Origin of the sequence: Nocardia sp. NBC_00403 (assembly GCF_036046055.1) — a bacterium.
GTDB lineage: Bacteria > Actinomycetota > Actinomycetes > Mycobacteriales > Mycobacteriaceae > Nocardia.
Genome location: NZ_CP107939.1, coordinates 8,570,183 through 8,592,365, shown reverse-complemented (window position 1 = coordinate 8,592,365; position 22,183 = coordinate 8,570,183). Strand labels below are relative to the sequence as shown.

Sequence of the window (22,183 nt, the reverse complement as noted above, 5' to 3'; positions counted from 1 at the left end):
GCACGAGGACAAAACGAATATCCCAGCGACGACGGCTATGGTCTTTGGCACCGAATGGAGGTGATCAAAGACTGCCGCTCGTGGGGAATGCGACATGCGGCGACCATTGCTGGATTGCGACTGAATGCAGTTCATTACAGCCCTGGCCAGGAGAAGATCTTCGCCTGGGCTGGCGGTTGCTTCGGCAGGTTCGCCTCCAGGTCCTGGTATTTGGTGGCCTGGTCGGTGTCGACGCTGGTGATGCGTTCGCGGACGGTGCGGAACAGGGTCTGGAAGTCCTCGATGACCTTGTAGTGCGATTCCATGACCGCGTAGATGTTGTTCGGGTTCTGTGTGCTCTGTGACTTCTCCCGCCAGCGCGAGACCATCGTCTTGGCTGAGATCAGGTCCCGATCTCCTTGCGGATCGAATTTTTCACCGAGACCCCACGTGTCCTGCTGAGAGATCTCGGACATCCTGTTCTGGATGTCTACGATCTGATCCTTGAAGTATTGGCAGTCGCGGTCTATATAGACGAACTTCTCGAGATCCATCCGCACCGTCAGCCGACCGTCACGGGCTTCCCCTATTAGGTTCGCCAATGGGCTCGGTTGAACCTTGTCGTCGTTTGCCATATGGGTCCCCTCCCAGATCGTTCCGTGCAGCAGTAGTCAGGCAGTGGCGGGCAGACTGGGTGCAACCTTCTCCGCCAAGTCGCGCGCCAACTGACACGAGTCAAGGTTTCCGGTGTCGGTTGCCTTGGGGTTGGTCAGATTGATTTCGAGGCTGCCGCCCTTCATCTCGACATCCACGGTGCATGCCTCTTTGATGAACGGGCCGTCGAACTGACGTGTCGAGATCGCCCGCCTGCCATTGATAGTGAACTCGGCGGTCTCCGGGAAGTTGCGGCTGCGGACGGCATCGATGGTGAGATTCGTTGTGCGGATACTCACCCCATAGCTGCTCGACCGTACGTAGGCGCAACCGCGCCATTTGACCCCAGCGCTCGTATCGTCGTTGGCGATGCGGGTTTGGTGCAGCTTCTCCGCGTCCAGCACGCTTTGTGGAACGTCTTTGCATGGGTTGTAGCTGCTCGGCGCATCAGCAGCCAGCGAAGGCGCGGCACTTGTGGAAGGAGTTGTGGGCTTGGCGTCGCCGTCGCTCGATTGTCCACATCCCGAAAGCAAGACAACAGCGCTGACGGCAAACGCGGCACCGAGCAGTGTTTTTCCCCTGCTGGACATGTGTTCCTCCCGGTCGCCGGCTGCATCGATGACATCGATCAGGGCCGGCCCGGCTCCCCGCCCCCTGTTCAGCTGGATTGAACGTACCGGCCGGTCAATCGGCGTGCAACCGTCCGGGGACGGTGCTCCGGCGAAGTAGAAGGTGTGAGCTGCGGACGAGGACCGCGACCTGGTTGCCTTCCCGGGTGAGGTCCAGGCAGGTGTTCGTGTCGAGCCGGAACCGGGCGTAGAGGTTGAAGTTGGACCAGAACAACGGCGACAGTGCGCGCCGTTCGGTCGCCCCGACCAGGTCGTTGAATCGCGGATCCTCCAGAACCGCTTGCAGCAGCATGGTGTTGATGTGCGCCAGCGCGGATTGCCGCAGGTGCAGCACAGGCATCGACACCTCGGCGTGCTCGCGGTCGGCGCCGGTGAGCGCGGAGTCCGTGCCGCAGAAGACGATGGTGCTCGGGCCCGCCTGCGTGTATTTCAAATGTCGTCGGCTGGTTCGATGTCGACGACGATCATTTTGTCCTGTCGATAGTCGTCCAGGTGTGGGGAGTTCCAGCGTTCGCCGACACGAATTCGGTCGAACCTGAACGTGGCATTGGTCTCGTTGACGCCGACGATGCAGCGCACTGGAGTTGGTGGATCGAGTCCGTGGACGAGGCGGCCTATCGCTGCGGCCAGCGCGACTCCGCGCAGGAGCAGAATCCGCTGGCCGTCCTCTCCGATGGACGGCTGGTCATCGATGGTGACGACGTCAACTGGGACGAAGTCCTCCAGATGAAATGAACTGTCGTTGCATTCCCAACCGGTGAGATCGGGAAAGAATGATGGCGCATTGTCGGCGTCGGCGGTGGAGTCGGCCCACGTCAAAACCTCACCCCGGTGGACGATTCCACGAGCCACACGCTCGCTGAGAGCGGCATTCAGCCCTCCCGGTGGCTCCATCAAACCGAGACTCGGCAGCACGCCCACAGACTGACCGCCAGATCGTTCATCTTTACCGAGAGCACGGCAGCAAGTATCCCAGCCCGACTGCAGACGCGGCGGTTGCGGCAGCCGGCATGCAGTCGAGACTCGAGTGGGCCGAGGCGATCCGGAATTCCCACAAACTTCGACACTGGCGAACTATCAGTCAGCGAACTTTGGACCTACTCGTCTAGGGGGCGGTCGTCTCCGACCATGACGCCAGCGGTGAAGGCGTCCCATTCGCCCGGCGTGAAGATCAGCGCCGGACTGCTGGGGTTATTCGAATCGCGGACGCTGACGCCGCCGCCTGCGAGCCACGCCACCTCAACACAGTCGCTCTGGCTGCCACTGTGACTGCTTTTGAACCAGGGAGCTCGAGACAAGTCAATGTTGTTCACACTCGAGCTCCTTCGCCGTCCGGGCTGCTGTGAGGGTGCTCGGTGGTTGTGCCTGGCTCAGGCTGGGTGGTTGAACTCTCCGTTGGTGACGCCAGCGGTGAAGGCGTCCCATTCGCTCGGGGTGAAGATCAGTGCCGGGCCGGTAGGGTTCTTCGAGTCACGAACGCCAACGTTGGCCCCGTCGAGCCACGCCACCTCAACGCACTCGGTTTGGCCGCTGCTGTGGCTGCTCTTGAACCAGTTCACTCCGGTCGGGTTCGCATTCACGCTGCATAACTCCTTGCTGCCTGCCTGAGCAGGTCTCGCGATCTCGTTTCATCCACGCATGTACTCCGGATGGCCGTAGCAAGCTCAGCATAACGCCGGACATCGTCGGCACTCTCGAGGTAAAGATCCGGCTTACCGGCACCTTCGAAATAGACCAGCGGTGGCTCAACCTGCTCACCCTTGGCGTTGATGCCGAAATCGAGGATCACTAACGGGCCGTGCAACAGGCCCAACATGCACCCACTCGTGAACGGGTGTATCCGAAGTGAGACGTTTGGTAGCTTGCTGATCTCGGCCAGGTGTCGCAACTGTGCGGCCATGATGCGAGGGCTGCCGAGGACGCGGTGTAGAGCGGATTCGTGAAGCAACAGTTCGAGTTTCACTGGGTCGGACTTGCGGGTGATGATCGCTTGCCGTTTCAGTCGCAGCTCCACCCGGCGGTCGATGTCCTCCGGGCTGCTATCACGATAGAACGCGCTGATCAGTGCGCGTGCGTAGTCGGCCGTCTGCAACAGGCCGGGAACGATCTCATGGTATGAAATCAGCTGGCGCGCAGAGGCTTCGAGTCCAACGAACATATTGAATGTGGAATCGCTGTAGAGACCGTCGAACGCAGTGTGCCAACTCTTGACCTGTGCCTGCTCGGCAAGTTTGAGCACGCGGCTGGTTTCGTCCGCTGACACTCCGTATATCTCGCACAGGGCTCTGATTTCGCGAATCTTTACCTTCGCCACCTGCGCGGTTTCGATGCGGTGTAGCCCACTCTTGCTCAGTTCGGCCAGCTTCGCGGCTTGGTCGAGGGACAGCCCCTGTCCTTCGCGGGTTTCGCGGAGGAATCGCCCAAGCTGTCGCCTGGGCAGCGTCGAAGCGTCATCTTCGCTGGTCAAGGTTCATGCACCCCCTGCGGTTCTGGGACAGTCGGGACTCGAATGTGGAACGCACTGCGCGGCTGATCCGGGATTCTTCCTGCAGATTTGGGACGACTTGTTTGGGACTCCCAGATTTGCTCGTTTCATCGTATCGCTCGTGGTGCCATTGAACGCAGCGTTCGGATGACACCGCAGCTTGGAGACCACGGTGGCCTCCAAAATGCGTGAACTACACCAACTTCGGCTGAGTGCGTCACGGCTCGAATCCACCCCGCGAGCAAACAGCGATCCTTGCTGCCGGTCGTCCGAACGCCTCACAACCCAGCACACCGACCAGGTTCCGGGGGAACCATGACACACACGCAAACCATCAAGTCGCCGACGACAAGCGACAAACCGAAAGCTATTGGGTTCGTGCGCAATGACGTGTCCGGTCTGGATGCGCCACGCCACGCCAACGACGTGCAGCGGCACGCTCGCACGCTCGGCTACCAGTACGTGTACACCGTGCGCCCACCGGCCGACGTCGACCCGATCAGGTACGCGCTCGGCATAGCGGCCGGACTGGGAGTCGAGGTGATCGTTGTCTTCGACCTCGGGCACGTGGACTGCCTGCCCGCGTTGATCTGCGATGCAGGCTTCGACTTGGAAACTGTTTGCCCGCAAGGCATGTGGGCGCGTAGCGCACAACACAGGTCCGGCGTCGAGATGGGGGCAGCGTGATGAGCGTTGACACGATCGTCACACCACCGAACATCTGCGGCTCAGCTGAAGTCGAGCTGGCGCACCGGCAGATGCGGCGACACCGTGCGTGCCGGATCGACCGGTGCGCGTGGAAGTGGGTCGCGTACTACACGCTCGTGCACCACGGCCGGATCGCGCCGCAGGAGTTCAGCCCGCGCGAACGCGCCCACCTGCGTGGCATCGACTTTCCGACCGACACCACCGAACGCTGCCTGCCCGACGGCGCACCCGAACCTCTCGCATTCCAACAGGTGCTCGACGGGCTCGCGCAACTAGCGCTACCGCCGATCCATCCGGGCAATGGCTGCGAGCGATGAACGGCGCGTGGGCACTTGGCAGGTGGTGCACAGCATCCTCGCGGTTGTCGGGAGCAGCGCGTGCGGCATGGTCGGGGTGGCGTGCGTGTGGCCGGTCGACAAGCCACGCCGCGACCGATCTACCCGAGGCCGCTGCCCGATACGACCGGTCGAATGGCCGAAGGCGTGGACATGCGGCCCACCTGGTCAGCCGTTCACCCTCGCCGACGCTCATCTGGCGATGCAACTGCACCGCGATCACGACTGCGAGCGCAAGCATGCCGCGTTCGACGCACTGGTAGCAGCCGGACGCATCCATCCCGATTCATCACGCCGACACCGACTTTGGGGGAAACCCTGGTGAACGAGAACGAAAGGCGGCCACGGCCCGTGACGCAGCAACCGGATTCGTTTGTAGCGCGAGTGCGTTTCCCCGAGGATCGGGCCGAGCAGGCCGGGTACCTACTCGTCCATGCCGAGCATCCACCGGGCGGCTGGACACTGTTGGCCGCCGAAGACGGCGAGCGCATCTACAGCGGCAGCCTGGATCAGATCGACGCGTGGTTGAAGTCGTAGCGGACGTGAGGTGCCGGGGGTGGTCCTGCGGCGGCCGAACTCGGCGGCTCGAACACCACCGATACCAACGACATTCGAGACAGAGGAACTTCGGTGCGGAGTGCGGAGGAGTTGGGCAATAGTTTGTGGCCGCACCAAGCCGATGCCGTCGAGAAGGTCTGTGTCGAGCTGGGCGAACGAGGCCGGGCGACGGTGGTGGCCGCGTGCGGGACCGGTAAGACACTGATCGGTGCGGAGTGCTCGGTGCGCCTGGTTCCCGACGGTTCGGTGCTCATCATCCTGCCCACCCTGGAGTTGTTGTCGCAGACCGCGCACTCCTATGCGAGTCACCTCGGTTCGGCGGCAGGTGTGATCGCGGCGGTGTGCGGAGACAAGCAGGCCACGGATGCGGCGGTCGAGCTACGCGCGGAGATGATCGGCCTGCACGCCCCGGTTACCACCGACCCCGTCGAGATTGCAGTCCTCGTCGGGCGAGCTGGGCGCGTCACCGTGTTCGCCACCTATGCCAGTCTGCCGGTGATCATCGCAGCGCATGCCCAGAATGGTTTGGGGCGTTGGGGTTTGGTCATTGTCGATGAGGCCCATCGCACTGCCGGCGTGCGGGGGCAGTGGGCGCAGATACACGAGGATCGGCTGGTGCCGGCGGCCCGGCGGCTGTATCTGACCGCGACGCCACGGATCATGACGATCGGTGGCACCGACAGTGTGAGCATGGACGATCCCGCGGTGTTCGGTCGGCAGGTGTTCCAGCTGCCGTTCGCTGCCGCGATCGAGTCGGGTTTGCTGGCCGACTATCGCGTGGCCGTGGTGACGGTGACCGACGCCGAGGTGGCGAAACTGACCGCCGCACGCCAACTGGTGACCGTGGAGGGGCGTGCGGTATCGGCACGGATGCTGGGTATGCAGGTCGCCTTGGTGAAAGCGGTGCGCGACTACCGATTACGGCGGGTGATCACCTACCACGGCCGGGTGATGGCGGCGACTCGGTTCGCCACGGGGTTGGCCGCCGCGATCAACCTGTTGCCCGCGGACGACCGGCCACAGTGGGCGGTGCGGGCCCGCTGGGTGAGCGGGGACATGCCGCCGCAGCATCGCCGTGCCGCGCTGGCCGCACTACAGCGCCCAGGTGACTCCACCGTGGTGGTCTCCAACGCACGCGTGCTCGCCGAGGGCGTGGACGTGCCCGCCTTGGACGCCGTGATGTTCGCCGACCCGCGCGACTCGACCACCGACGTGGTGCAGGCCGTGGGCCGGGCCTTGCGGCGTGGTGGGGAGACGGGAAAGGTCGCCACGATCATCGTGCCGATCCTCCTCACCGAGGACGAGAATCCGCTAGCGGCGCTGGATGGTTCGGAATTCGATACCGTCTGGCGGGTGGTGCGGGCGTTGCGTGCGCACGATGAAAGGATCGCCGACGACCTCGATCATCGGCGTCAGCTGTCGCGGCGCGGACTGCCCGAATCTCGGGAAACCGGTTGTCTCCCTGGCTGGTTGCAGATCGATGGCGCACCCGCACGGGTGAGCGATGCGTTCCATCGAGCGATCTTGCTGCGCACCGTGGCGACGACGACCTCACCATGGTGGGAGAACTACGGCGCTCTCGTGGCCTTTCACACCGAGTTCGGACACGTCGATGTCGCCTACGACTACCGCACTCCCGACGGCTACCCGTTGGGCCGGTGGTTGGGACGGTGCCGACGCGAATACAAGGCCGCGACACTGCGCATCGACCGGGTTGCGAAGCTGGAAGCCCTCGGCGTGGACTGGGATCCGTTTTCGACCAGATGGGAAACGGGAATCGCCGCGCTGCACCGATTCCGCGCCGAGCACGGACATGCGAACGTCGCCGCCGACTACCGGGCTGCGGACGGACACCGGTTGGGTGAGTGGCTGGCGCAGTACCGCGCTCGGCAACGGGCCGGGAAGCTTTCGGTGGAGCGGGTGACGGAGCTGGAAGCCCTTGGCGTCGGCTGGGATTCGTTCGCCGTCCGATGGGAGGCCGCAATCGCCGCGCTCCGCGCTTTTCGTACCGCGCATGGGCACGGCGATGTCGCGGTCTCGTATGTGACCGCCGACGGCTTCGAGCTGGGGCAATGGCTGCGCAAACGCCGCGAGCAATACCAGGCGGGCACCTTGCCGGAGGAGCACGCCGCCGCCTTGGAATCTCTCGATATCGACTGGAATCCGACCATCAGCCGCCGCGCAACCCGGTGGAAGAGGGCGTTGTCCGCGCTCGATGCCTATCGGACGCATCATGGTCACACGGAAGTCCCGGCCACCTATGTCGCACCGGACGGTTTCCAGCTCGGCAAGTGGTTGTCGCGGCGGCGTGAAATGTTCCGCGCCGGGACATTGTCGAGTGAACAGGTCACTGCGTTGGTCGCCGCGGGCATCGACCTCGCCGAACAGCGATGGAGCCGACGTCTGTGAAACCGGCACCTCGAAGATCTGGTCGCCTTCCGCCGCGAGCACGGGCACGCCAACCCTGCCCAAAGGTATACGACACCAACGGGATTTCGGCTCGGTGCGTGGATCAGCGGATGCCGAACCAGCTACCGAGCGGGCGAATTGACCGCTGCCCAGATCGACGACCTGCACCGGCTAGGCGTCGATCTCGGCCCACAGCTCACCGGCGGCTCTGCGCACAAACAATCCCGGTGGCGGATCGGAATCGAACACCTCGAGGCATACCGCAGCGAGCACGGCCACGCGGACGTCGACAACAGTCACCGCACCGCGGACGGATTCCGGCTCGGCGCGTGGCTCATGCAATGCCGACGCGACCATCGCTCGGGCACGCTGCCCGTGGCCCGCGCCCGTGAACTCGAAGCCCTCGGCATCGACTGGCGTGGCCCACGAGAAGTTCTGTGGGACAAAGCTATTGCCGCACTGAGCGCCTACCGCGAGCTTCACGGGCACATCGATATTCCCACCTGCTATGTCACCTGCGACGGTTTCCGGCTCGGCACGTGGATCCGATCACGCCGCAACGACTATCGAACGGGCCGACTGTCCGCACAAAGAATGCAGGCCCTGACCGAACTCGGTATCGACTGGCATCCCGCCCGTAACTGGTAGTCGAGCACGGACGCGCGGTGGACACCTCTGTCGATTCCGATCACAAGCTCATCGAATCCTATCCACGCTCGGAGCCGCTCCTGGCGACGCTCGCGACCCCTCTCCGCCGCTCGCAGCTCCCGTGGCACCACCCCGACCATCGCCCGCCGTAACACAGGCCACGGCTCCGGACTCGGGAAACTGCGGTGACGGCCGAACGCACATTCGCGTGGCTCCATACGTTCACAAGGCTGCGAACCCGCTATGAACGCCGCGCTGACATCCCACGCACTACTGAGCCTTGCCCGCTCGGTCGTCTGCCTCCGGAATATTCATTCCGAACTGACCTCTTGTATTACACACCAGCTCACCGCAGAGGGTACCCTTCCGAATGGTTCGGGTCTGCACGCACTCTAGTGCTGCTGAATTCCCCAGGTGGATGGTGCGACCACGGAGTACGCCCATCACCCGGATCGTTCACTATCAGGTCGGAAGAATGCGCTATGGAGGGAGCTTTCCAAGCTTCTCCCTGGGTTGTTGTCGAAACATCCCCTTCGGGGTAGTACACTCCACCAACCCCTGCTTTGTCTTTCAGATCCTCGAGGTACTCAGGGGTTAAGTGCTCCTTGTCGAAAGGCTTATCGGGCACCAACACCATTGCTCTTGGTTCCTGCCAGATTGATTCCCTCGAGGTCAGATCTTTCTCGGCTGCCTTTTGCATGTAGTCTTCCACGGCCCGTGCTTGTATTTTGAGGAAAGTTTCGTCATCCACCACCACTGTTCTTTTTTTCCACCCCAAGAATCCGGTCTTGACCGTCACCACTCGCTGATACGCGGGAGGTTTGTAGTCTCCTACCGTTCCCGCAGGCAAGGGTCTGTCCAAGGCTCTGCTTCGGAGATTCATCTCGTCACGCTCGCGGGTCCAATGTGCTGCTTCGGACCGGCTCCTCCCGTCGGGGTATGCGACCTTGTAGTTGTACTCAGAAGTCGAGACCTCCGCCGCTGCCCAATGCCGGCCGTGGTCAACGCCATTAGCGGGAGGAAAATCCACCCCCACTGGAAATTTCTTCCTCCATATATGAGGATTTATTTTATCTATCACCGGACGTTTATACCTGCTATACGGGTATATAAGAGTGCGTCGATGCATGGAACGGATGACGACTTGGTCGGCCGTGAATTCAACTCTGCCTTTAGCGTCAGGGATGAAATTCTTCAGGGGGATAGCGGCAGCGCGATCGGTGTCAGCTTCTTTCCTGGCGGTATCGCGCAGTTTTCCTGCGAACCCGTACAGGGGTTCGCTCGCTCCGTTTTTTGCTCCGGTAGCAATCGCTGGAGTCAGACGAGTTGCGAGGATCTTTTTAAAAAGAGCAGCTGGGCCGAACATAATAAGGTCACCTTCATAGTCCCGATCTCGGGGGCGTCAATGCATCCGCCACTAAACAGAGGGGAGCGCAACCATTGGGGTTGAGGAGGATGCCGGCATCGCCTGGAATGATCTCTGGAAGGTCGCTACCCGCCACGGGCCACCAACGGTCCACCTCGACGCCGAGCTTCTGCGCCTGAGCGGTGGCTATCACAACGCACAGGATATCATCGGGCATAACAGTCACGACCGGTTGGTCGTCTTCGTCGCACCCGATCTCGACGATCGAGTGGCAGAGCATGGACACGAACTCATCGATGAGTTGCTGCTCGCCCCCGGCAATCAGCCGCAGTATCGCATCGAGAGGGTCGGTCGGTGTCGCCTCATCGGCCGGCAGGTAATCGGGATTCGGTTGGAACGGCCCCACATTCCCGTTTTCGTCCACCATCCATCCGCCCACGATCGCTTCCGGCGGTGGTTGTATCTGCGGCGGTGTACTCGGTTCCCACCCCGGTGCGGTGAGGAAGAGCCACTCGCCTTGTCGAATCACTTTGGACGTCGACTGATCCATTGTCACTCCGATTGCCACTACCGCTTCCACTGCCTGCCCGTGCTGGGTCTCTACCAGGGAACCACACCGGCCGGTCCGCGATCGCATAGGCAGCAACGGATGAGCCAGGGTGGCATAGTGCTGCTGGGGCGGGGTTGTATGAGGTCAGTTGTGTTCGTGCGTGTTTCGGTGGTAGCGGTTCGGTGTGTCCGCGCAGCGGCGTCAGCTGTCGCGGCCCGGACTGCCCGAATCCAGCGAAACCAGTTGTCTGCCTGGCTGGTTGCAGATCGATGGCGTACCCGCACGGGTGAGCGATGCGTTCCATCGAGCGATCCTGCTGCGCACCGTGGCGACGACGACCTCACCATGGCACATCGACGTCCTCACCTGCCACGTCACTCGCGACGGTTTCCGGCTCGGCAGGTAGATCCGATCGCGCCGCATCGACAATCGAACCGGGCGACTATCCGCGCAACGACAGCAGGCCCTGACCGAACTCGGCATCGACTGGCATCCCACCCCTGACCGGTAATGCGGCAGCCATCGACCCGGCTTGCGCCTCGGACGATGGCGACTGAAACCCGTGTGCAGCTCAGCCGACGGTGATGAGTTCCTGAGCCGTCCGGCTGTCGTCACCTCCCCGGTTTCTCACCAGGGAGGTGAGCTCCAGGTGGGCGCTACACGACCGGGTTACGTTGCAGGACAAGCCCGGTGGCGCACACCGATTCTTTCCCACTACTGGCGAACCGTGCAGGCGAAGCTAGGTTCGGTGCGGTTCCATTCGTCTTCCCTCATGCCGAACCCGGAGGTCTGTGGGTTGACGGCCAACAGGAGAGAAATCGTTGATCTCGAGGACCGCGACTTACCGGTTTCTGCGCCGCACCTCCGACGATGCCGCCGAGACCAGGTCCGAAGGAAAGTTTCTCGGGATTTCGCTGACCTCGAGCGGTCGGTCCATCTGGCAGGAGACCGACTCGATCACCGGCACGCGGCGTGGGCTTCGCCCCGCTCTGGCCGCGGCCGACTCATCGAGGCAGCAGGCGGATCACGTGCGGCGTCGGTGGTTTCGGCGGCGAGGGACCGCGTCGGTCACCGGTGAGCGCTGACAACCAGAGTGGAAGGACAGTCATTGACGCAGGAAAAGCCCGTGGTTCGGATTCTCGCCGGAGTGGCCGGCCGCAGCCTCACCTTGATGGTTGGGATGGCCACCGGTGCGGTGGATGCTCTTGCTGCCCGGCGGGCGCAGGGCAGCCGACAGCCCGCCCCCGCGTTCCAGCCGGTCGTCGTGGGTGTCAGTGGTGGTGCTATCGCGGCCGCGGCGATAACGCTGGGCCTGACTCGCGACCAGGCACGGCAGATCGCGATTGATCACCCCCAGCAGAATGTTTTGGGCGAGAAGAGCTTTCGTACTCTGCTGACCCGACGCACGCTGTACCCCGAGGCGCGGATTCGTGAACTCGCCCACGCCGTCGTCGGTGACCGCACATTCGCCGACTTCGCCCTTGACCCCAACCCGTCCGGACTGCAACCACACCAGATGGCGTCGTCGCTACTCATACCCGTCTACTCGGCCGAACACGGCACACTGCTGCTACCACGAGACCTACCCAAGCTCGGACTGGACGACCTGCCGGTCGCCGATGCGCTGGTCGCAGCGACCCGTATACCGGGGGCTCTGCCCGCGGCCGCCGGGCTCGGGGACGTCTTCGACGGCGGCTGCCAGCACCGGGTCCCACACGACATCTTCTCCCCGCATCCAACCCTGATTCTGGACCTCTACGGGCCGCAACCATACGACAGCCGAGGCGGATTGATCTTTCCCCTCCTACATCCATCGCTGCCTGCAATTCCCCATCGCCCGCGACCTTTTCACGACAAGACCCTGCGCGAGGCGACCATCTTCGCCCACCAGCCATACGGCGCGGCGCTCAAGGCCCCCGCTCGATCATCCGGAGAACTGTTCGACACCGGCTACGACATCGCCACGACCTGGATTCATTCCCGGACCGACGAGCAACTCCTCAACGTAGTCGACCCGCATGTTCTCGGATTGCCGGATGAAACCGTTGCGACCGATCGAATCCAGTCGATCGCCTGACGAAGTCATCATTGCTTCCGCGATCCATTTCGCCGGCACCGCAACACCTTTGCGTCATCGCCGCTGCTTGCGGGCGGCGGGGTCAGTGCTGGCCTGCCATGGGATAAAAGCCCAAGGGGACGGACGCGCGTACTTGCTGAGCGACCGCACCGAAGCGTGCCCACTCGTCCGCATCAGCAGCGGCGTGGATGCCCGGTCCTCGGCATGCGTCAACCGGGGATGTCGGAGTTGATGCAAGGTGAACGGCCATGTCGAAGTCATCTCACTGAAGGGCGACAACTACTGGCTCGAGGACCGCGACATCGGCCGAGTCCTGCCGCCAAGACCAACGATTGATTCCGCGGACATTCGGACTCGACGGTGCAGCGAGGTTTCGCGTTGCATATGCGACAGCTTCTGAGGATTGCGCACAGAGTAGATCCCGCTGATGAGTCCGGCGTCGATGCGCACCGCCATCACGCTGTCGAGCTCCCCGTCGAGCCGGATGATCAGCGCCGGATATCCATTGACCTCAGTCGGTTGCAGTGTCGCCTCGGCGCCGATCGTGTTCCAGTAGATGGCGAACAGTCGAGCCACTTGGTCGGCCCCGACGATGGGCCGCGGTAGGGCCTGCTTGATTCCGCCACCGTCGTTCAGGGCGACGACGTCGGGCGCGAGGATCTCGAGCAGGCGCTGTAGATCGCCGGTTTGGACAGCTCGTTGAAACGCTTCGAGTGCGTCTCGGGTCTCGGCCGCGGAAACGATTCCGCGCGGTCGGCGCGCGGCGACGTGTGCTCGTGCTCGGTGGGCGATCTGGCGGACCGCGGCGGGGGTCTTGTCGACGGCTTCGGCGATGTCGTTGTAGGCCAGGTCGAATACTTCGCGGAGAACGAATATCGCTCGCTCGGTCGGTGCGAGTGTTTCGAGCACGAGCAGCATTGCCATCGAGATGCTGTCGGCCAGCTCGATGTCCTCGGCTACGTCTGGGGCGGTGAGTAGTGGCTCGGGCAGCCAGGGGCCGACGTAGGACTCCTTGCGCCGGTCGAGGACACGCAGTCGGCTCAGCGATTGGCGGGTGGTGATCCGGACCAGGTAGGCACGCTGATCCTGCACGGTGTCGAGGTCGACGCCCGCCCACCGCAGCCAGGTCTCCTGCAGGACGTCTTCGGCGTCGGCGGCCGAGCCGAGCATCTCGTAGGCGACGGTGAACAGCAGGTTGCGGTGGGCGATGAACGCCTCGGTGGCGGGATCCGAGCGGTCATGCGGCAGCGGCTGGGCCGTGTCCGTTGTTCGCTCGCTCATAGCCGACTCCTGCCTGTTTGCTCTCGACTGTGTCACACACCAGACGCCGGCCGGGCCCGCTTTGTGACACCTGCGATCGGTGGCGCACGTCACGTGGTCGAACTGTCACGGGGGTGTGGTCACCAGCGTCTTGTGTTCGTCGAGTTACACCAGACAGGAGGCTGACATGCAGGTTGTAGTAGTGGGCAGCGGCTACTCGGGCACGCTCGTGGCGAACCGGGTGGCCAAGAAGGTGAAGGATGCCGAGATCGCGGTGATCAACCCGCGCCCGGACTTCGTGGAGCGGGTAAGGCTGCACCAGCAGATCGCCGGGACAGCCTCGGTGGCGACACCCCTCACGGAGGTACTGCGCGCGGGGATCACGGCGCGGCTGGGCACTGTCGACAAGATCGGCGACGGCACTGCCGCCCTCACCGACGGCGAGAGAATCGACTTCGACTACGCCTTCCTGGCCGTGGGCAGCACGGTGGTGCCGATGCCGGGAGCGGTCCCGGTGGGCACGTGGGAAGGTGCGCAACAAGCTCGCGCGGCGCTGGCGGCGCTTTCCGCGGGCGGGCAGGTCACGGTCGTCGGAGGCGGTGCGACGGGCATCGAGACGGCGGCCGAGATCGCTGAGGCCAGGCCGGATGTGCGGGTGCGGCTGGTCGGGTCCGCGGTGGGCGGGGGCCTTTCCGAGGGAGCGTACCGACGCGTCCGCGCCGGACTGGAGCGGCTGACGGTCGATATCGTCGACGATGGGGTGATCGAAATCGACCCGGGTACAGGGCAATTCGACGGTGTCGTGCGTCTACGGTCCGGGTCGGAACTGACCTCCGATCTGACCCTGTGGGCGATCGTGGCCGGCGTTCCCGACCTCGCGGCGCGCAGCGGCCTCCAGGTCGATGCGCGTGGTCGCGTGGTCGTCGACGAATTCCTGCGCAGCGTCAGCGATGAGCGGATCTTCGCGGTGGGCGACTGTGCGGCCGTGCCCGGAGCGCGTTTCGCCTGCTACACCGCCCTGCCGCAGGCCATTCACGCGGCCGACAACTTCGCCCGCCTGCTCGAGGGCCGCACACCCAAACCGCACTCCTTCCCCTACTGGAACCGTGGTATCTCCCTCGGCAGGAAGGATGCGATCGCCCAGTTCACCCATGCCGACGACACCGTCCGGCGGGCCTATCTCGCCGGTCGAAGCGCGGTCGTGCTCAAGGAAATGGGGTCCCACAGCGCGTTCTCCACCGCCCGCGCGGGCGTATCCAGCCTCTGATGAACAACACCACAAAGGGTTCGTAACCAGGGAAGGACAGTCGTCATGCGCATCGCAGTCTTCGGAGCCAATGGTCCCACCGGCCGCCTGCTCACCGACCAGGCACTCGCCGCCGGACATCGGGTCGCCGCGGTCACCCGGCAGCCGGATTCGTTTCCGCTGCACCATGATCGGCTCGAGGTAGTCGGTGCCGACGTGCTCGATCCGGTGGCGGTCGACGCCGCCGTGGCGGAACAGGATGCGGTGCTGTCGGTGCTCGGGGTGCCCGCTGGGAAGGAACCGATCAGCACCTATTCGTGTGGTGTGGCCAATATTGTCGCCGCGATGCAACGGCATCGGGTGCCTCGGCTCGCCGTGGTCAGCTCGAGCGGGGTCGACCCGCACCCGTACTCCGATGCGGGCTTCCTGTTCAACCGAGTACTACTGCCGTACGTGACGCGGGTGCTGGGTAAGACGCTGTACGACGACATGCGGCGGATGGAAACGCTGGTCCGCGCCAGCGATCTGGACTGGACGATCGTGCGCCCGAGCGGGCTCTACCACCTGCCGTCGGTCACCGACTACACCGTTGTCGAGGGTCACGCCGACGGCAGGTTCACCGCCCGTGTGGACCTGGCCGCGAGCATGCTGTCCATGCTGGACAACGACCGCTACCTCCGCACCACCGTCGGCGTCATCACCACCGTCGACAACCCCACCTTGCTCCGGTGGATCCGCGGCGAAGCACTCGCCAAGAGCTGAGCCGATTCCCGTCCGCATCCCGCCGAGGCGCTACCGCAGTGGGTACGCACTCCTTTTTCGACGCACCCGTATTGGCGTTGATCAGGGTGTGCGTATCGCTTTCTTTCAACTGTTCTACGCCCCGCGGCTCAATGGCCGGTGAAGGTGCCCTCGAGGCGGTTACGTGAGCCGGGGTGGACCAGTCGGGCCGCACTCACCAGCCCGCGCGACGACCACGTCCGCCGACGTATCAACAGGCACGGTTCGGACCGCTTGATGCGGAGTAGGCGGCATTCGTCCACGCTGCCGAGGATCGCTTCGACGATGTGCTCCCCGCGTTCCAGTGGCGCCACTTCGCTCAGATAGTTGTTCGGGGTTTTCCGGGTGAAGTCCTGGTCGAGGTAGCCGGGGGCTTCGCTCGGATTGACGTATCTGTCTTCGACCTGAATCGGTGTGTCGTCTTCGAAATGCACCATCAGGGAGTGGAAGACCTTGCCGCGCATCAGATCCTGGATCACCGGGTTGGCGGTGTCGGCGTGTTCCTCTGGCAAACCTACTATGACGCCGCGACGAAATGTCACGACGTCGCCACTGATCTGCGGTCTGCGGATAAGCCCGTCCACGATGCGCTCGAGGGACAGTGTGCGATCCCACGGTCACTCCTCCGTTTTGGTCGACGGCCTATCGCGAACGTATGTCACCCATGGCGATTCGACGACATCCATGCCCGTGGTGGCAACGACCAAGGGCTCTTTCGAATACTTCGCCTGCATCAAGACGACCCCCTTGGGGGCGTGAATATCGGTCAGGACGCCGCCGTCGCTGTGGAGCACGTCCGCGGCAAGCCGTGCCGCGGGGCCGGCTCCGGAATTACACGACAACAGTAGGATCGGACTACGCGGGTTCACCGAAACGGAATGCCTGAAATACTGACTCGCGGAGACGATTTGACCGTAGGTGGTGCCGTCCACGGCTACTCGGCGAGGGACCAACCCCGTTCTGACCGTCAGGAAGAATTCGTTTGGATTCGCATGGGCAATGGCGTAGATCGCGCGCGGTGACCGGGTGCCGCGCGTCCAGGGTGATTTATGCCTGGGGGCACGGTCCCAGTTCTCCGTCCCGTCGGGATTCCTTGTCACATGAATGAATTGGGAGTCGCCATGCTGAGTCAACGCGCTCGTACGGGCGGTCATGTTGAATCTGTCGCCCGGCGCGGAAGGGAACCCGACGCCGACGATCGAACCGTTGTGATCCAGCAGCGGAATGCTGACCACATCGTCGAGTCGAAACGTTCGGGGCCGGTCTCGTGAGCCGGTCCCGGTCATCTGGGTGGCGCCGTTGATCGCGCGACGGCCACTGGCGTCCCCGGAGAGTGTGTGTTCCGCGACGCGGTTTAGATTCCGACTCGTCTCCGAGTAGGTAAGGTGAGCTTCCTCGGAAATAGCCTGCGTTGCCCGCTTCAGAGTCGCAGTTACTACCCGTAGTTCAACTGAAGTCATTTACTGCTTGCGAATTCGGTTGGCGTGCAGTCGGAATGGGGCGGACCCGACCGGGTTGATCAAGATGTCGACACCCGCCGGAGTGATGTCTCCGAGGTTCGCGCCGACGAGTGCCTGCCATCCGGCGACTTGGATGCCGGTCTTCTGCAGTGTGGCGGTAGCCACCACGATGCAGGGTCTACCGTCCGGCGCGTCTGTCACCGCCGGCTGATCGATCGTGTGACAGGCGACTTCGATGATCGAGTTCTGGATCGTGGTCAGCAGTTCCTCGGCCAGCGGTTCCCCTGCCACGATCCTCCGGAGGATGGCATCGATCGGGTCGCTCGGCGTCGCACCATCCAATGGCATGTACTGCGGATTCGGTTCGAACGGCCCAGCGGTGCCGTCCTCGTGGACCCGCCACCCGCCGACCAGAGCGGTCACCGGAGGCTCGGGCTCGGTATCGGTCGCCGTCCACCCAGGATCGAGCACAACCAGCCAGTCCTCCTCCTCTGAGTTGTGCTGTATCGGAGGGGTCACATCGCCAATCATCTAATGGGCAGCGCCACCGGTAATAAAGCTGAATTCCCATGGTCGGGAAGAATCGCTACCGGAGCGACCACCACGCAGACGCAATGTTCAGCACGACCCAGCTTTCTTCTTTTCTGGACGAGCTTGCGGCCCTGTCGTCGAAGAATGACACCGCAGTGGTACGCACTCCTTTTCGACGGTATGCACCCCGTATTGGCATACATCAAGGTGTGCGTACCGCCATTCAGGAATGCGTGCCCGGTGCGTGGGTAGGGGGTTGGCGCGGAGTGTCAGCGGGGGCCTTGTCGGTGTTGCCGGGCTCGGAGCGGTGTCCTTGTCCTCCCGCTGTTCGCGCTCGCGCGTGGCAGGAGATATGTCTCCGGCAAGCAGGTCCTGGCCGCGGTTATCCGGTGGTTCGATGCCGCGCTACTTGCGGCTCATTAACCAGTGAAGGTGCCTTCCAAGCGGTTTCGTGATCCCGGGTGGACCAGCCGCGCCGCGCTGACCAATCCCCGCGCCGACCAAGTTCGCCGACGAATCAATAGGCAAGGTTCGGACCGTTTGATTCGAAGTAGGCGGCATTCGTCCGCATTGCCGAGTATTGCTTCGACGATGTGCTCCCCGCGTTCCAGCGGCGCGACTTCGCTCAGATAGTTGTTCGGGGTTTTCCGGGTGAAGTCCTGGTCGAGGTAGCCGGGGGCTTCGCTCGGATTGACGTATCTGTCTTCGACCTGAATCGGTGTGTCGTCTTCGAAATGCACCATCAGTGAGTGGAAGACCTTGCCGCGCATCAGATCCTGGATCACCGGGTTGGCGGTGTCGGCGTGTTCCTCGCGCACATAGATCACCTCGGTGCGGTGGCGGTGGCCGCGCCGTTGGATCTCGTCGGCGATGTTCTTCACCTCGAAGAGGGGGGAGGCGGTCTTCGGTGGGGCGACGAAGGTGCCGACGCCCATCATGCGCACGATGAGTCCGTCGGCGGTGAGTTCGCGCAGTGCGCGGTTGATGGTCATGCGTGACAGGCCGAGTGCGGCGACGAGCTGGTTCTCCGAGGGCAGCTGGTCGCCTTCGGACCAGTGGCCCGAATTAATCTGTGCGACAACGAGATTCTTCACGCGCTCGTAGGCGGGAGCCGATTCGGTTCCCGCGTCGTTGTACAACGCAGCAAGCTCTGCGTCGACGATCGCCACGATTCGAACCCCTATCCGTTGACTGCACGCTGATCATCCCATGTGGTCGGCGCTTGTCCGACAGCGCTTGACATGAGGTTGTCTATACAGGACTATACATCCTGTTCACGGGAAAACGTGAGCCAGCGCACAGTGTGTACGAGAGGGTGGCGCAGCCGCATCACGTCGCACCAGCCGGACTCGCGGGAAGAGAGATCAGGCCTATGACTATCGACGAACCATCCGAAGTCGTCCTCGCGCCGGAGCGTCGCACCATCGACGTCATCCCCGACGACGAACGGCATGGCTCCCCGTTCAGCCAGTTCACCCTCTGGTTCGGCGCCAACATGCAGATCACCGCGATCGTCGACGGTGCGTTGGCCGTCGTGTTCGGTGCGGATGCGATCTGGGCGATCCTCGGCCTGCTGATCGGCAATGTCCTCGGCGGCGCGGTGATGGCGCTGCATTCCGCACAGGGCCCGAGGCTCGGACTCCCGCAGATGATTTCCAGCCGCGCACAGTTCGGCGTGTTCGGTGCGGTGCTTCCGCTGCTGCTGGTGGTGCTGATGTATCTCGGTTTCGCCGCCACCGGCAGCGTGCTCGCCGGCCAGGCGGTCAACAAGATCCTGCACATCGATAGCCCGACTGTCGGCATCGTCATTTTCGGCGCACTCACCGCATTCGTGGCGGTGACGGGATACAAGCTCATCCACGTCGTCGGACGCATCGCCACGGTCATGGGCATCATCGGATTCACCTACCTGGCGATCCGGTTGTTCACCGAATACGACGTATCGGCCGTGGTGGGCGTCAAGGGCTTCGACATCGCCACCTTCCTGCTCGCGATCTCCCTCGGCGCGGGCTGGCAGCTGACCTTCGGTCCCTACGTGGCGGATTACTCCCGCTACCTGCCGCGCACCACCAGCGCCCGCGCGACGTTCTGGTCGACCTTCGCGGGCAGCGTCATCGGATCGCAGTGGGCGATGACCTTCGGCGCACTGGTCGCGGCGGTCGCAGGCAAGGCGTTCCTCGGCGACCAGGTGGGATTCGTCGGCAAACTCGCCGGGCCCGCCGTCGTCGCCACGCTGATCTACCTGGTGGTGCTGGTCGGCAAGCTGACCGTCAACTGCCTCAATGCCTACGGCGGCTTCATGTCGATCCTGACCACGGTGACCGCGTTCAACGGCCAGACCAAGATTTCCAGTGCCGCCCGCACCGCGTACATCGTGGGCTTCACCGCGGTGTCGGTAGTCGTCGCGGTCGGTGCCAGCGCCGACTTCCTCAACAACTTCAAGAACTTCGTGCTGGTGCTGCTCATGGTCTTCACGCCGTGGAGCGCCATCAACCTCACCGACTACTACCTGATCTCGAAAGAGAAGGTGGACATCCCCGCGCTCTACGATCCCGACGCGCGCTACGGCCGCTGGAACGGCACCGCCCTCGCGTGCTACGTGATCGGCGTGCTGGCCCAGATCCCGTTCCTCGCCCAGAAGCTCTACACCGGACCGATTACCGAACAGCTCGGCGGCGCGGACATTTCCTGGATCGTCGGCATCGTCGTCACCGCCGCCCTGTACTACCCGCTCGCGCGGCGCACCAGCAATCCGCCCGCCTCGATGATCTATCCCGCCGATCCAGCGACCACAAGGAGCACCCGATGACCGCACACCCCCCGGCTACCTCCGGCGCGCGCCGCGTGTCCGCACCGCGCGGCAGCGAACTCACTACGCTCGGCTGGCAGCAAGAGGGCGCGCTGCGCATGCTGATGAACAACCTGGATCCCGACGTGGCCGAGCACCCGGACGAGCTGGTCGTCTACGGCGGCACCGGCAAGGCCGCGCGGACGTGGGAGGCCTTCGACGCGATGGTCCGCACGCTGAAGACCTTGAAGTCGGACGAGACCATGCTGGTGCAGTCGGGCAAGCCGGTCGGTGTGTTCCGCACCAACGAATGGGCGCCTCGGGTGCTCATCGCGAACTCGAATCTGGTTGGCGACTGGGCGAACTGGGAAGAATTCCGCCGCCTCGAGGAACTCGGCCTGACCATGTACGGGCAGATGACCGCAGGCTCCTGGATCTACATCGGCACTCAGGGCATCTTGCAGGGCACCTACGAAACCTTCGGCGCCGTCGCACGGAAGCTGGCGGCATCGGGTCGTGTGCCGAACAGCGACGGCACGCTGGCGGGCACGATCACCTTGACCGCGGGACTCGGTGGCATGGGCGGCGCGCAGCCGCTCGCCGTCACGATGAACGGTGGCGTCGCGATCTGCATCGATTGCGATGTGACCCGCATCGACCGCAGGATCGCTCACAAGTATCTCGACACCAAGGCCGTCGACCTCGAGGACGCGTTGCGCCTGGCCGTCGCGGCGCGTGATGCGAAGCGACCGCTGTCCATCGGCCTCGAAGGCAATGCGGCGGAGGTGTTTCCGCAGCTGCTTGCCATGGCGGCGCCCATCGATATCGTGACCGATCAGACCTCGGCGCACGACCCGCTGGCGTACCTGCCGATCGGCATGGACATCGCCGATATGAAGGCGATGGCGGAGAAGGATCCGGCCAAGTTCACCGACGACGCCCGCGCGGCGATGGCCGCCCAGGTGCGGGCGATGGTCGGCTTCCTCGATCGCGGCGCAGAGGTCTTCGACTACGGCAATTCGATCCGTGACGAAGCCCGAAAGGCCGGATACGACCGGGCTTTCGACTTCCCCGGCTTCGTGCCCGCCTACATCCGTCCACTGTTCGAGGAGGGGCTCGGCCCGTTCCGATGGGCGGCGCTGTCGGGCGATCCGAAGGACATCGCCGCCACCGACAAAGCGATCGTGGAACTGTTCCCGGACAACGAGCACCTGCGCCGTTGGATCGAAATGGCAGGGGAGAAGGTTGCTTTCGAGGGTCTGCCCGCTCGTATCTGCTGGCTCGGATACGGCGAACGCCACCTCGCCGGGCTGAAGTTCAACGAGATGGTGGCCTCCGGTGAGCTGTCCGCGCCGATCGCCATCGGGCGTGACCACCTGGATTCGGGGTCGGTGGCCTCGCCGTATCGCGAAACCGAGTCGATGGCAGACGGTTCCGACGCGATCGCGGACTGGCCGTTGCTGAATGCCCTGGTGAACACCGCGTCCGGTGCGTCCTGGGTGTCGATCCACCACGGCGGTGGCGTCGGCATGGGGCGTTCGATCCACGCCGGACAGGTGTGCATCGCGGACGGCACCCACCTCGCCGCCGAAAAGCTGACAAGGGTCCTCACCAATGATCCTGGTATGGGCGTGATCCGGCATGCCGACGCGGGCTATGAGCATGCCAACAATGTCGCCAGGGAGCGCGGCGTGCGCGTGCCGATGGCCGAGGCATGAGC

24 protein-coding genes and 3 pseudogenes are annotated in these 22,183 nt (G+C 63.7%); 13 read left to right on the top strand and 14 right to left on the bottom strand.

Annotated features, from left to right (window positions below; genetic code table 11):
- Positions 1-134 precede the first annotated feature (134 nt).
- The 7 genes from OHQ90_RS38640 to OHQ90_RS38610 all read right to left on the bottom strand — a co-directional run bounded on the left by OHQ90_RS38640 (position 135) and on the right by OHQ90_RS38610 (position 3,729).
- Complete coding sequence (locus tag OHQ90_RS38640) at positions 135-614, bottom strand: hypothetical protein (protein WP_328406231.1); 480 nt, start codon at positions 612-614, stop codon at positions 135-137.
- 36 nt (positions 615-650) lie between these two features.
- Entirely contained in the window at positions 651-1,223 is a 573-nt protein-coding gene (locus OHQ90_RS38635) for a DUF3558 domain-containing protein (protein WP_328406230.1), read from the bottom strand.
- 94 nt (positions 1,224-1,317) lie between these two features.
- A complete protein-coding gene (locus OHQ90_RS38630) occupies positions 1,318-1,695 on the bottom strand; it encodes a Tn3 family transposase (protein ID WP_328406229.1) in 378 nt (125 codons plus the stop codon).
- Positions 1,692-2,081 carry a hypothetical protein gene (locus tag OHQ90_RS38625; protein WP_328406228.1) on the bottom strand — a complete coding sequence of 130 codons (390 nt, stop codon included), beginning with the start codon at positions 2,079-2,081 and terminating at the stop codon, positions 1,692-1,694. Before OHQ90_RS38625 ends, OHQ90_RS38630 begins: the two co-directional genes overlap by 4 nt.
- A 278-nt stretch (positions 2,082-2,359) precedes the next feature.
- Positions 2,360-2,575, bottom strand: a complete 216-nt coding sequence (locus OHQ90_RS38620; protein WP_328406227.1) for a DUF397 domain-containing protein — start codon at positions 2,573-2,575, stop codon at positions 2,360-2,362.
- Positions 2,576-2,632: 57 nt separating this feature from the next.
- A complete protein-coding gene (locus OHQ90_RS38615) occupies positions 2,633-2,842 on the bottom strand; it encodes a DUF397 domain-containing protein (RefSeq protein WP_328406226.1) in 210 nt (69 codons plus the stop codon).
- Positions 2,839-3,729, bottom strand: a complete 891-nt coding sequence (locus OHQ90_RS38610; protein WP_328406225.1) for a helix-turn-helix domain-containing protein — start codon at positions 3,727-3,729, stop codon at positions 2,839-2,841. Before OHQ90_RS38610 ends, OHQ90_RS38615 begins: the two co-directional genes overlap by 4 nt.
- Positions 3,730-4,062: 333 nt before the next feature.
- Between OHQ90_RS38610 and OHQ90_RS38605 the strand changes: the two genes are divergently transcribed.
- The 7 genes and pseudogenes from OHQ90_RS38605 to OHQ90_RS38575 all read left to right on the top strand — a co-directional run.
- On the top strand, positions 4,063-4,434 hold the full coding sequence (locus tag OHQ90_RS38605) for a hypothetical protein (RefSeq protein ID WP_328406224.1): 372 nt from the start codon (positions 4,063-4,065) through the stop codon (positions 4,432-4,434).
- Positions 4,434-4,772, top strand: coding sequence for a hypothetical protein (locus tag OHQ90_RS38600; RefSeq protein ID WP_328406223.1), 339 nt, complete (start codon positions 4,434-4,436; stop codon positions 4,770-4,772). The genes OHQ90_RS38605 and OHQ90_RS38600 overlap by 1 nt, the downstream gene beginning before the upstream one ends.
- A gap of 369 nt (positions 4,773-5,141) precedes the next feature.
- Entirely contained in the window at positions 5,142-5,327 is a 186-nt protein-coding gene (locus tag OHQ90_RS38595; protein ID WP_328406222.1) for a hypothetical protein, read from the top strand.
- A gap of 93 nt (positions 5,328-5,420) precedes the next feature.
- Positions 5,421-7,757 carry a DEAD/DEAH box helicase gene (locus OHQ90_RS38590; RefSeq protein WP_328406221.1) on the top strand — a complete coding sequence of 779 codons (2,337 nt, stop codon included), beginning with the start codon at positions 5,421-5,423 and terminating at the stop codon, positions 7,755-7,757.
- A gap of 12 nt (positions 7,758-7,769) precedes the next feature.
- Positions 7,770-8,153 (top strand): annotated as a pseudogene (locus OHQ90_RS38585) (helicase associated domain-containing protein); the annotation flags it as partial.
- Positions 8,133-8,405 (top strand): helicase associated domain-containing protein, encoded by a 273-nt coding sequence (locus OHQ90_RS38580; RefSeq protein WP_328413424.1) that lies wholly within the window; start codon positions 8,133-8,135, stop codon positions 8,403-8,405. The pseudogene OHQ90_RS38585 and the gene OHQ90_RS38580, both read left to right, overlap by 21 nt.
- Before the next feature lie 108 nt (positions 8,406-8,513).
- Positions 8,514-8,705, top strand: a pseudogene (locus tag OHQ90_RS38575) (transposase); the annotation flags it as partial.
- A gap of 46 nt (positions 8,706-8,751) precedes the next feature.
- Here the strand turns inward: OHQ90_RS38575 and OHQ90_RS38570 are convergent.
- Both OHQ90_RS38570 and OHQ90_RS38565 read right to left on the bottom strand, forming a co-directional pair.
- Positions 8,752-9,771, bottom strand: a complete 1,020-nt coding sequence (locus tag OHQ90_RS38570; protein WP_328406220.1) for a hypothetical protein — start codon at positions 9,769-9,771, stop codon at positions 8,752-8,754.
- Between the two features lie 13 nt (positions 9,772-9,784).
- Positions 9,785-10,321: a type VII secretion system-associated protein gene (locus OHQ90_RS38565; protein ID WP_328406219.1), complete on the bottom strand. Its 537-nt coding sequence runs from the start codon at positions 10,319-10,321 to the stop codon at positions 9,785-9,787.
- Between the two features lie 184 nt (positions 10,322-10,505).
- On the opposite strand from OHQ90_RS38565, the gene OHQ90_RS38560 reads away from it, so the two are divergent.
- On the top strand, positions 10,506-10,727 hold the full coding sequence (locus OHQ90_RS38560; RefSeq protein ID WP_328406218.1) for a hypothetical protein: 222 nt from the start codon (positions 10,506-10,508) through the stop codon (positions 10,725-10,727).
- Between the two features lie 702 nt (positions 10,728-11,429).
- A complete protein-coding gene (locus tag OHQ90_RS38555) occupies positions 11,430-12,398 on the top strand; it encodes a patatin-like phospholipase family protein (protein ID WP_328406217.1) in 969 nt (322 codons plus the stop codon).
- Positions 12,399-12,677: 279 nt separating this feature from the next.
- Here the strand turns inward: OHQ90_RS38555 and OHQ90_RS38550 are convergent, their stop codons facing one another.
- Positions 12,678-13,679: an RNA polymerase sigma-70 factor gene (locus tag OHQ90_RS38550; protein WP_328406216.1), complete on the bottom strand. Its 1,002-nt coding sequence runs from the start codon at positions 13,677-13,679 to the stop codon at positions 12,678-12,680.
- 166 nt (positions 13,680-13,845) lie between these two features.
- Here OHQ90_RS38550 and OHQ90_RS38545 point away from each other — a divergent pair, with 166 nt between their 5' ends.
- Positions 13,846-14,925, top strand: a complete 1,080-nt coding sequence (locus OHQ90_RS38545) for an NAD(P)/FAD-dependent oxidoreductase (RefSeq protein WP_328406215.1) — start codon at positions 13,846-13,848, stop codon at positions 14,923-14,925.
- A gap of 45 nt (positions 14,926-14,970) precedes the next feature.
- Positions 14,971-15,666: an NAD(P)-dependent oxidoreductase gene (locus tag OHQ90_RS38540; protein WP_328406214.1), complete on the top strand. Its 696-nt coding sequence runs from the start codon at positions 14,971-14,973 to the stop codon at positions 15,664-15,666.
- A 128-nt stretch (positions 15,667-15,794) separates the two neighbouring features.
- Here OHQ90_RS38540 and OHQ90_RS38535 read toward each other — a convergent pair.
- From OHQ90_RS38535 to hutC, 4 genes and pseudogenes are all read right to left on the bottom strand, one after another.
- Positions 15,795-16,196, bottom strand: a pseudogene (locus tag OHQ90_RS38535) (UTRA domain-containing protein); the annotation flags it as partial.
- A 105-nt stretch (positions 16,197-16,301) separates the two neighbouring features.
- Positions 16,302-16,919: a hypothetical protein gene (locus tag OHQ90_RS38530; RefSeq protein WP_328406213.1), complete on the bottom strand. Its 618-nt coding sequence runs from the start codon at positions 16,917-16,919 to the stop codon at positions 16,302-16,304.
- Positions 16,920-17,144: 225 nt separating this feature from the next.
- Positions 17,145-17,663 carry a type VII secretion system-associated protein gene (locus OHQ90_RS38525; protein ID WP_328406212.1) on the bottom strand — a complete coding sequence of 173 codons (519 nt, stop codon included), beginning with the start codon at positions 17,661-17,663 and terminating at the stop codon, positions 17,145-17,147.
- Positions 17,664-18,094: 431 nt separating this feature from the next.
- The gene (gene hutC / locus OHQ90_RS38520) at positions 18,095-18,844 is read right to left on the bottom strand and encodes a histidine utilization repressor (RefSeq protein WP_442941276.1); all 750 of its coding nucleotides are present in this window, start codon (positions 18,842-18,844) and stop codon (positions 18,095-18,097) included.
- A gap of 203 nt (positions 18,845-19,047) precedes the next feature.
- Between hutC and OHQ90_RS38515 the strand changes: the two genes are divergently transcribed.
- Both OHQ90_RS38515 and hutU read left to right on the top strand, forming a co-directional pair.
- Positions 19,048-20,484 (top strand): purine-cytosine permease family protein, encoded by a 1,437-nt coding sequence (locus OHQ90_RS38515; protein WP_328406211.1) that lies wholly within the window; start codon positions 19,048-19,050, stop codon positions 20,482-20,484.
- Positions 20,481-22,181: a urocanate hydratase gene (gene hutU / locus OHQ90_RS38510; protein ID WP_328406210.1), complete on the top strand. Its 1,701-nt coding sequence runs from the start codon at positions 20,481-20,483 to the stop codon at positions 22,179-22,181. Before OHQ90_RS38515 ends, hutU begins: the two co-directional genes overlap by 4 nt.
- Positions 22,182-22,183: the final 2 nt, after the last annotated feature.

Bases quoted from the DNA above. Each gene is read 5' to 3' on its own strand.
- OHQ90_RS38515 (WP_328406211.1), top strand. From the start codon at position 19,048: ATGACTATCGACGAACCATCCGAAGTCGTCCTCGCGCCGGAGCGTCGC.
- OHQ90_RS38635 (WP_328406230.1), bottom strand. From the start codon at position 1,223: ATGTCCAGCAGGGGAAAAACACTGCTCGGTGCCGCGTTTGCCGTCAGC.
- OHQ90_RS38640 (WP_328406231.1), bottom strand. From the start codon at position 614: ATGGCAAACGACGACAAGGTTCAACCGAGCCCATTGGCGAACCTAATA.
- OHQ90_RS38550 (WP_328406216.1), bottom strand. From the start codon at position 13,679: ATGAGCGAGCGAACAACGGACACGGCCCAGCCGCTGCCGCATGACCGC.
- OHQ90_RS38605 (WP_328406224.1), top strand. From the start codon at position 4,063: ATGACACACACGCAAACCATCAAGTCGCCGACGACAAGCGACAAACCG.
- OHQ90_RS38570 (WP_328406220.1), bottom strand. From the start codon at position 9,771: ATGTTCGGCCCAGCTGCTCTTTTTAAAAAGATCCTCGCAACTCGTCTG.
- OHQ90_RS38545 (WP_328406215.1), top strand. From the start codon at position 13,846: ATGCAGGTTGTAGTAGTGGGCAGCGGCTACTCGGGCACGCTCGTGGCG.
- OHQ90_RS38600 (WP_328406223.1), top strand. From the start codon at position 4,434: ATGAGCGTTGACACGATCGTCACACCACCGAACATCTGCGGCTCAGCT.
- OHQ90_RS38540 (WP_328406214.1), top strand. From the start codon at position 14,971: ATGCGCATCGCAGTCTTCGGAGCCAATGGTCCCACCGGCCGCCTGCTC.
- hutU (WP_328406210.1), top strand. From the start codon at position 20,481: ATGACCGCACACCCCCCGGCTACCTCCGGCGCGCGCCGCGTGTCCGCA.
- OHQ90_RS38565 (WP_328406219.1), bottom strand. From the start codon at position 10,321: ATGGATCAGTCGACGTCCAAAGTGATTCGACAAGGCGAGTGGCTCTTC.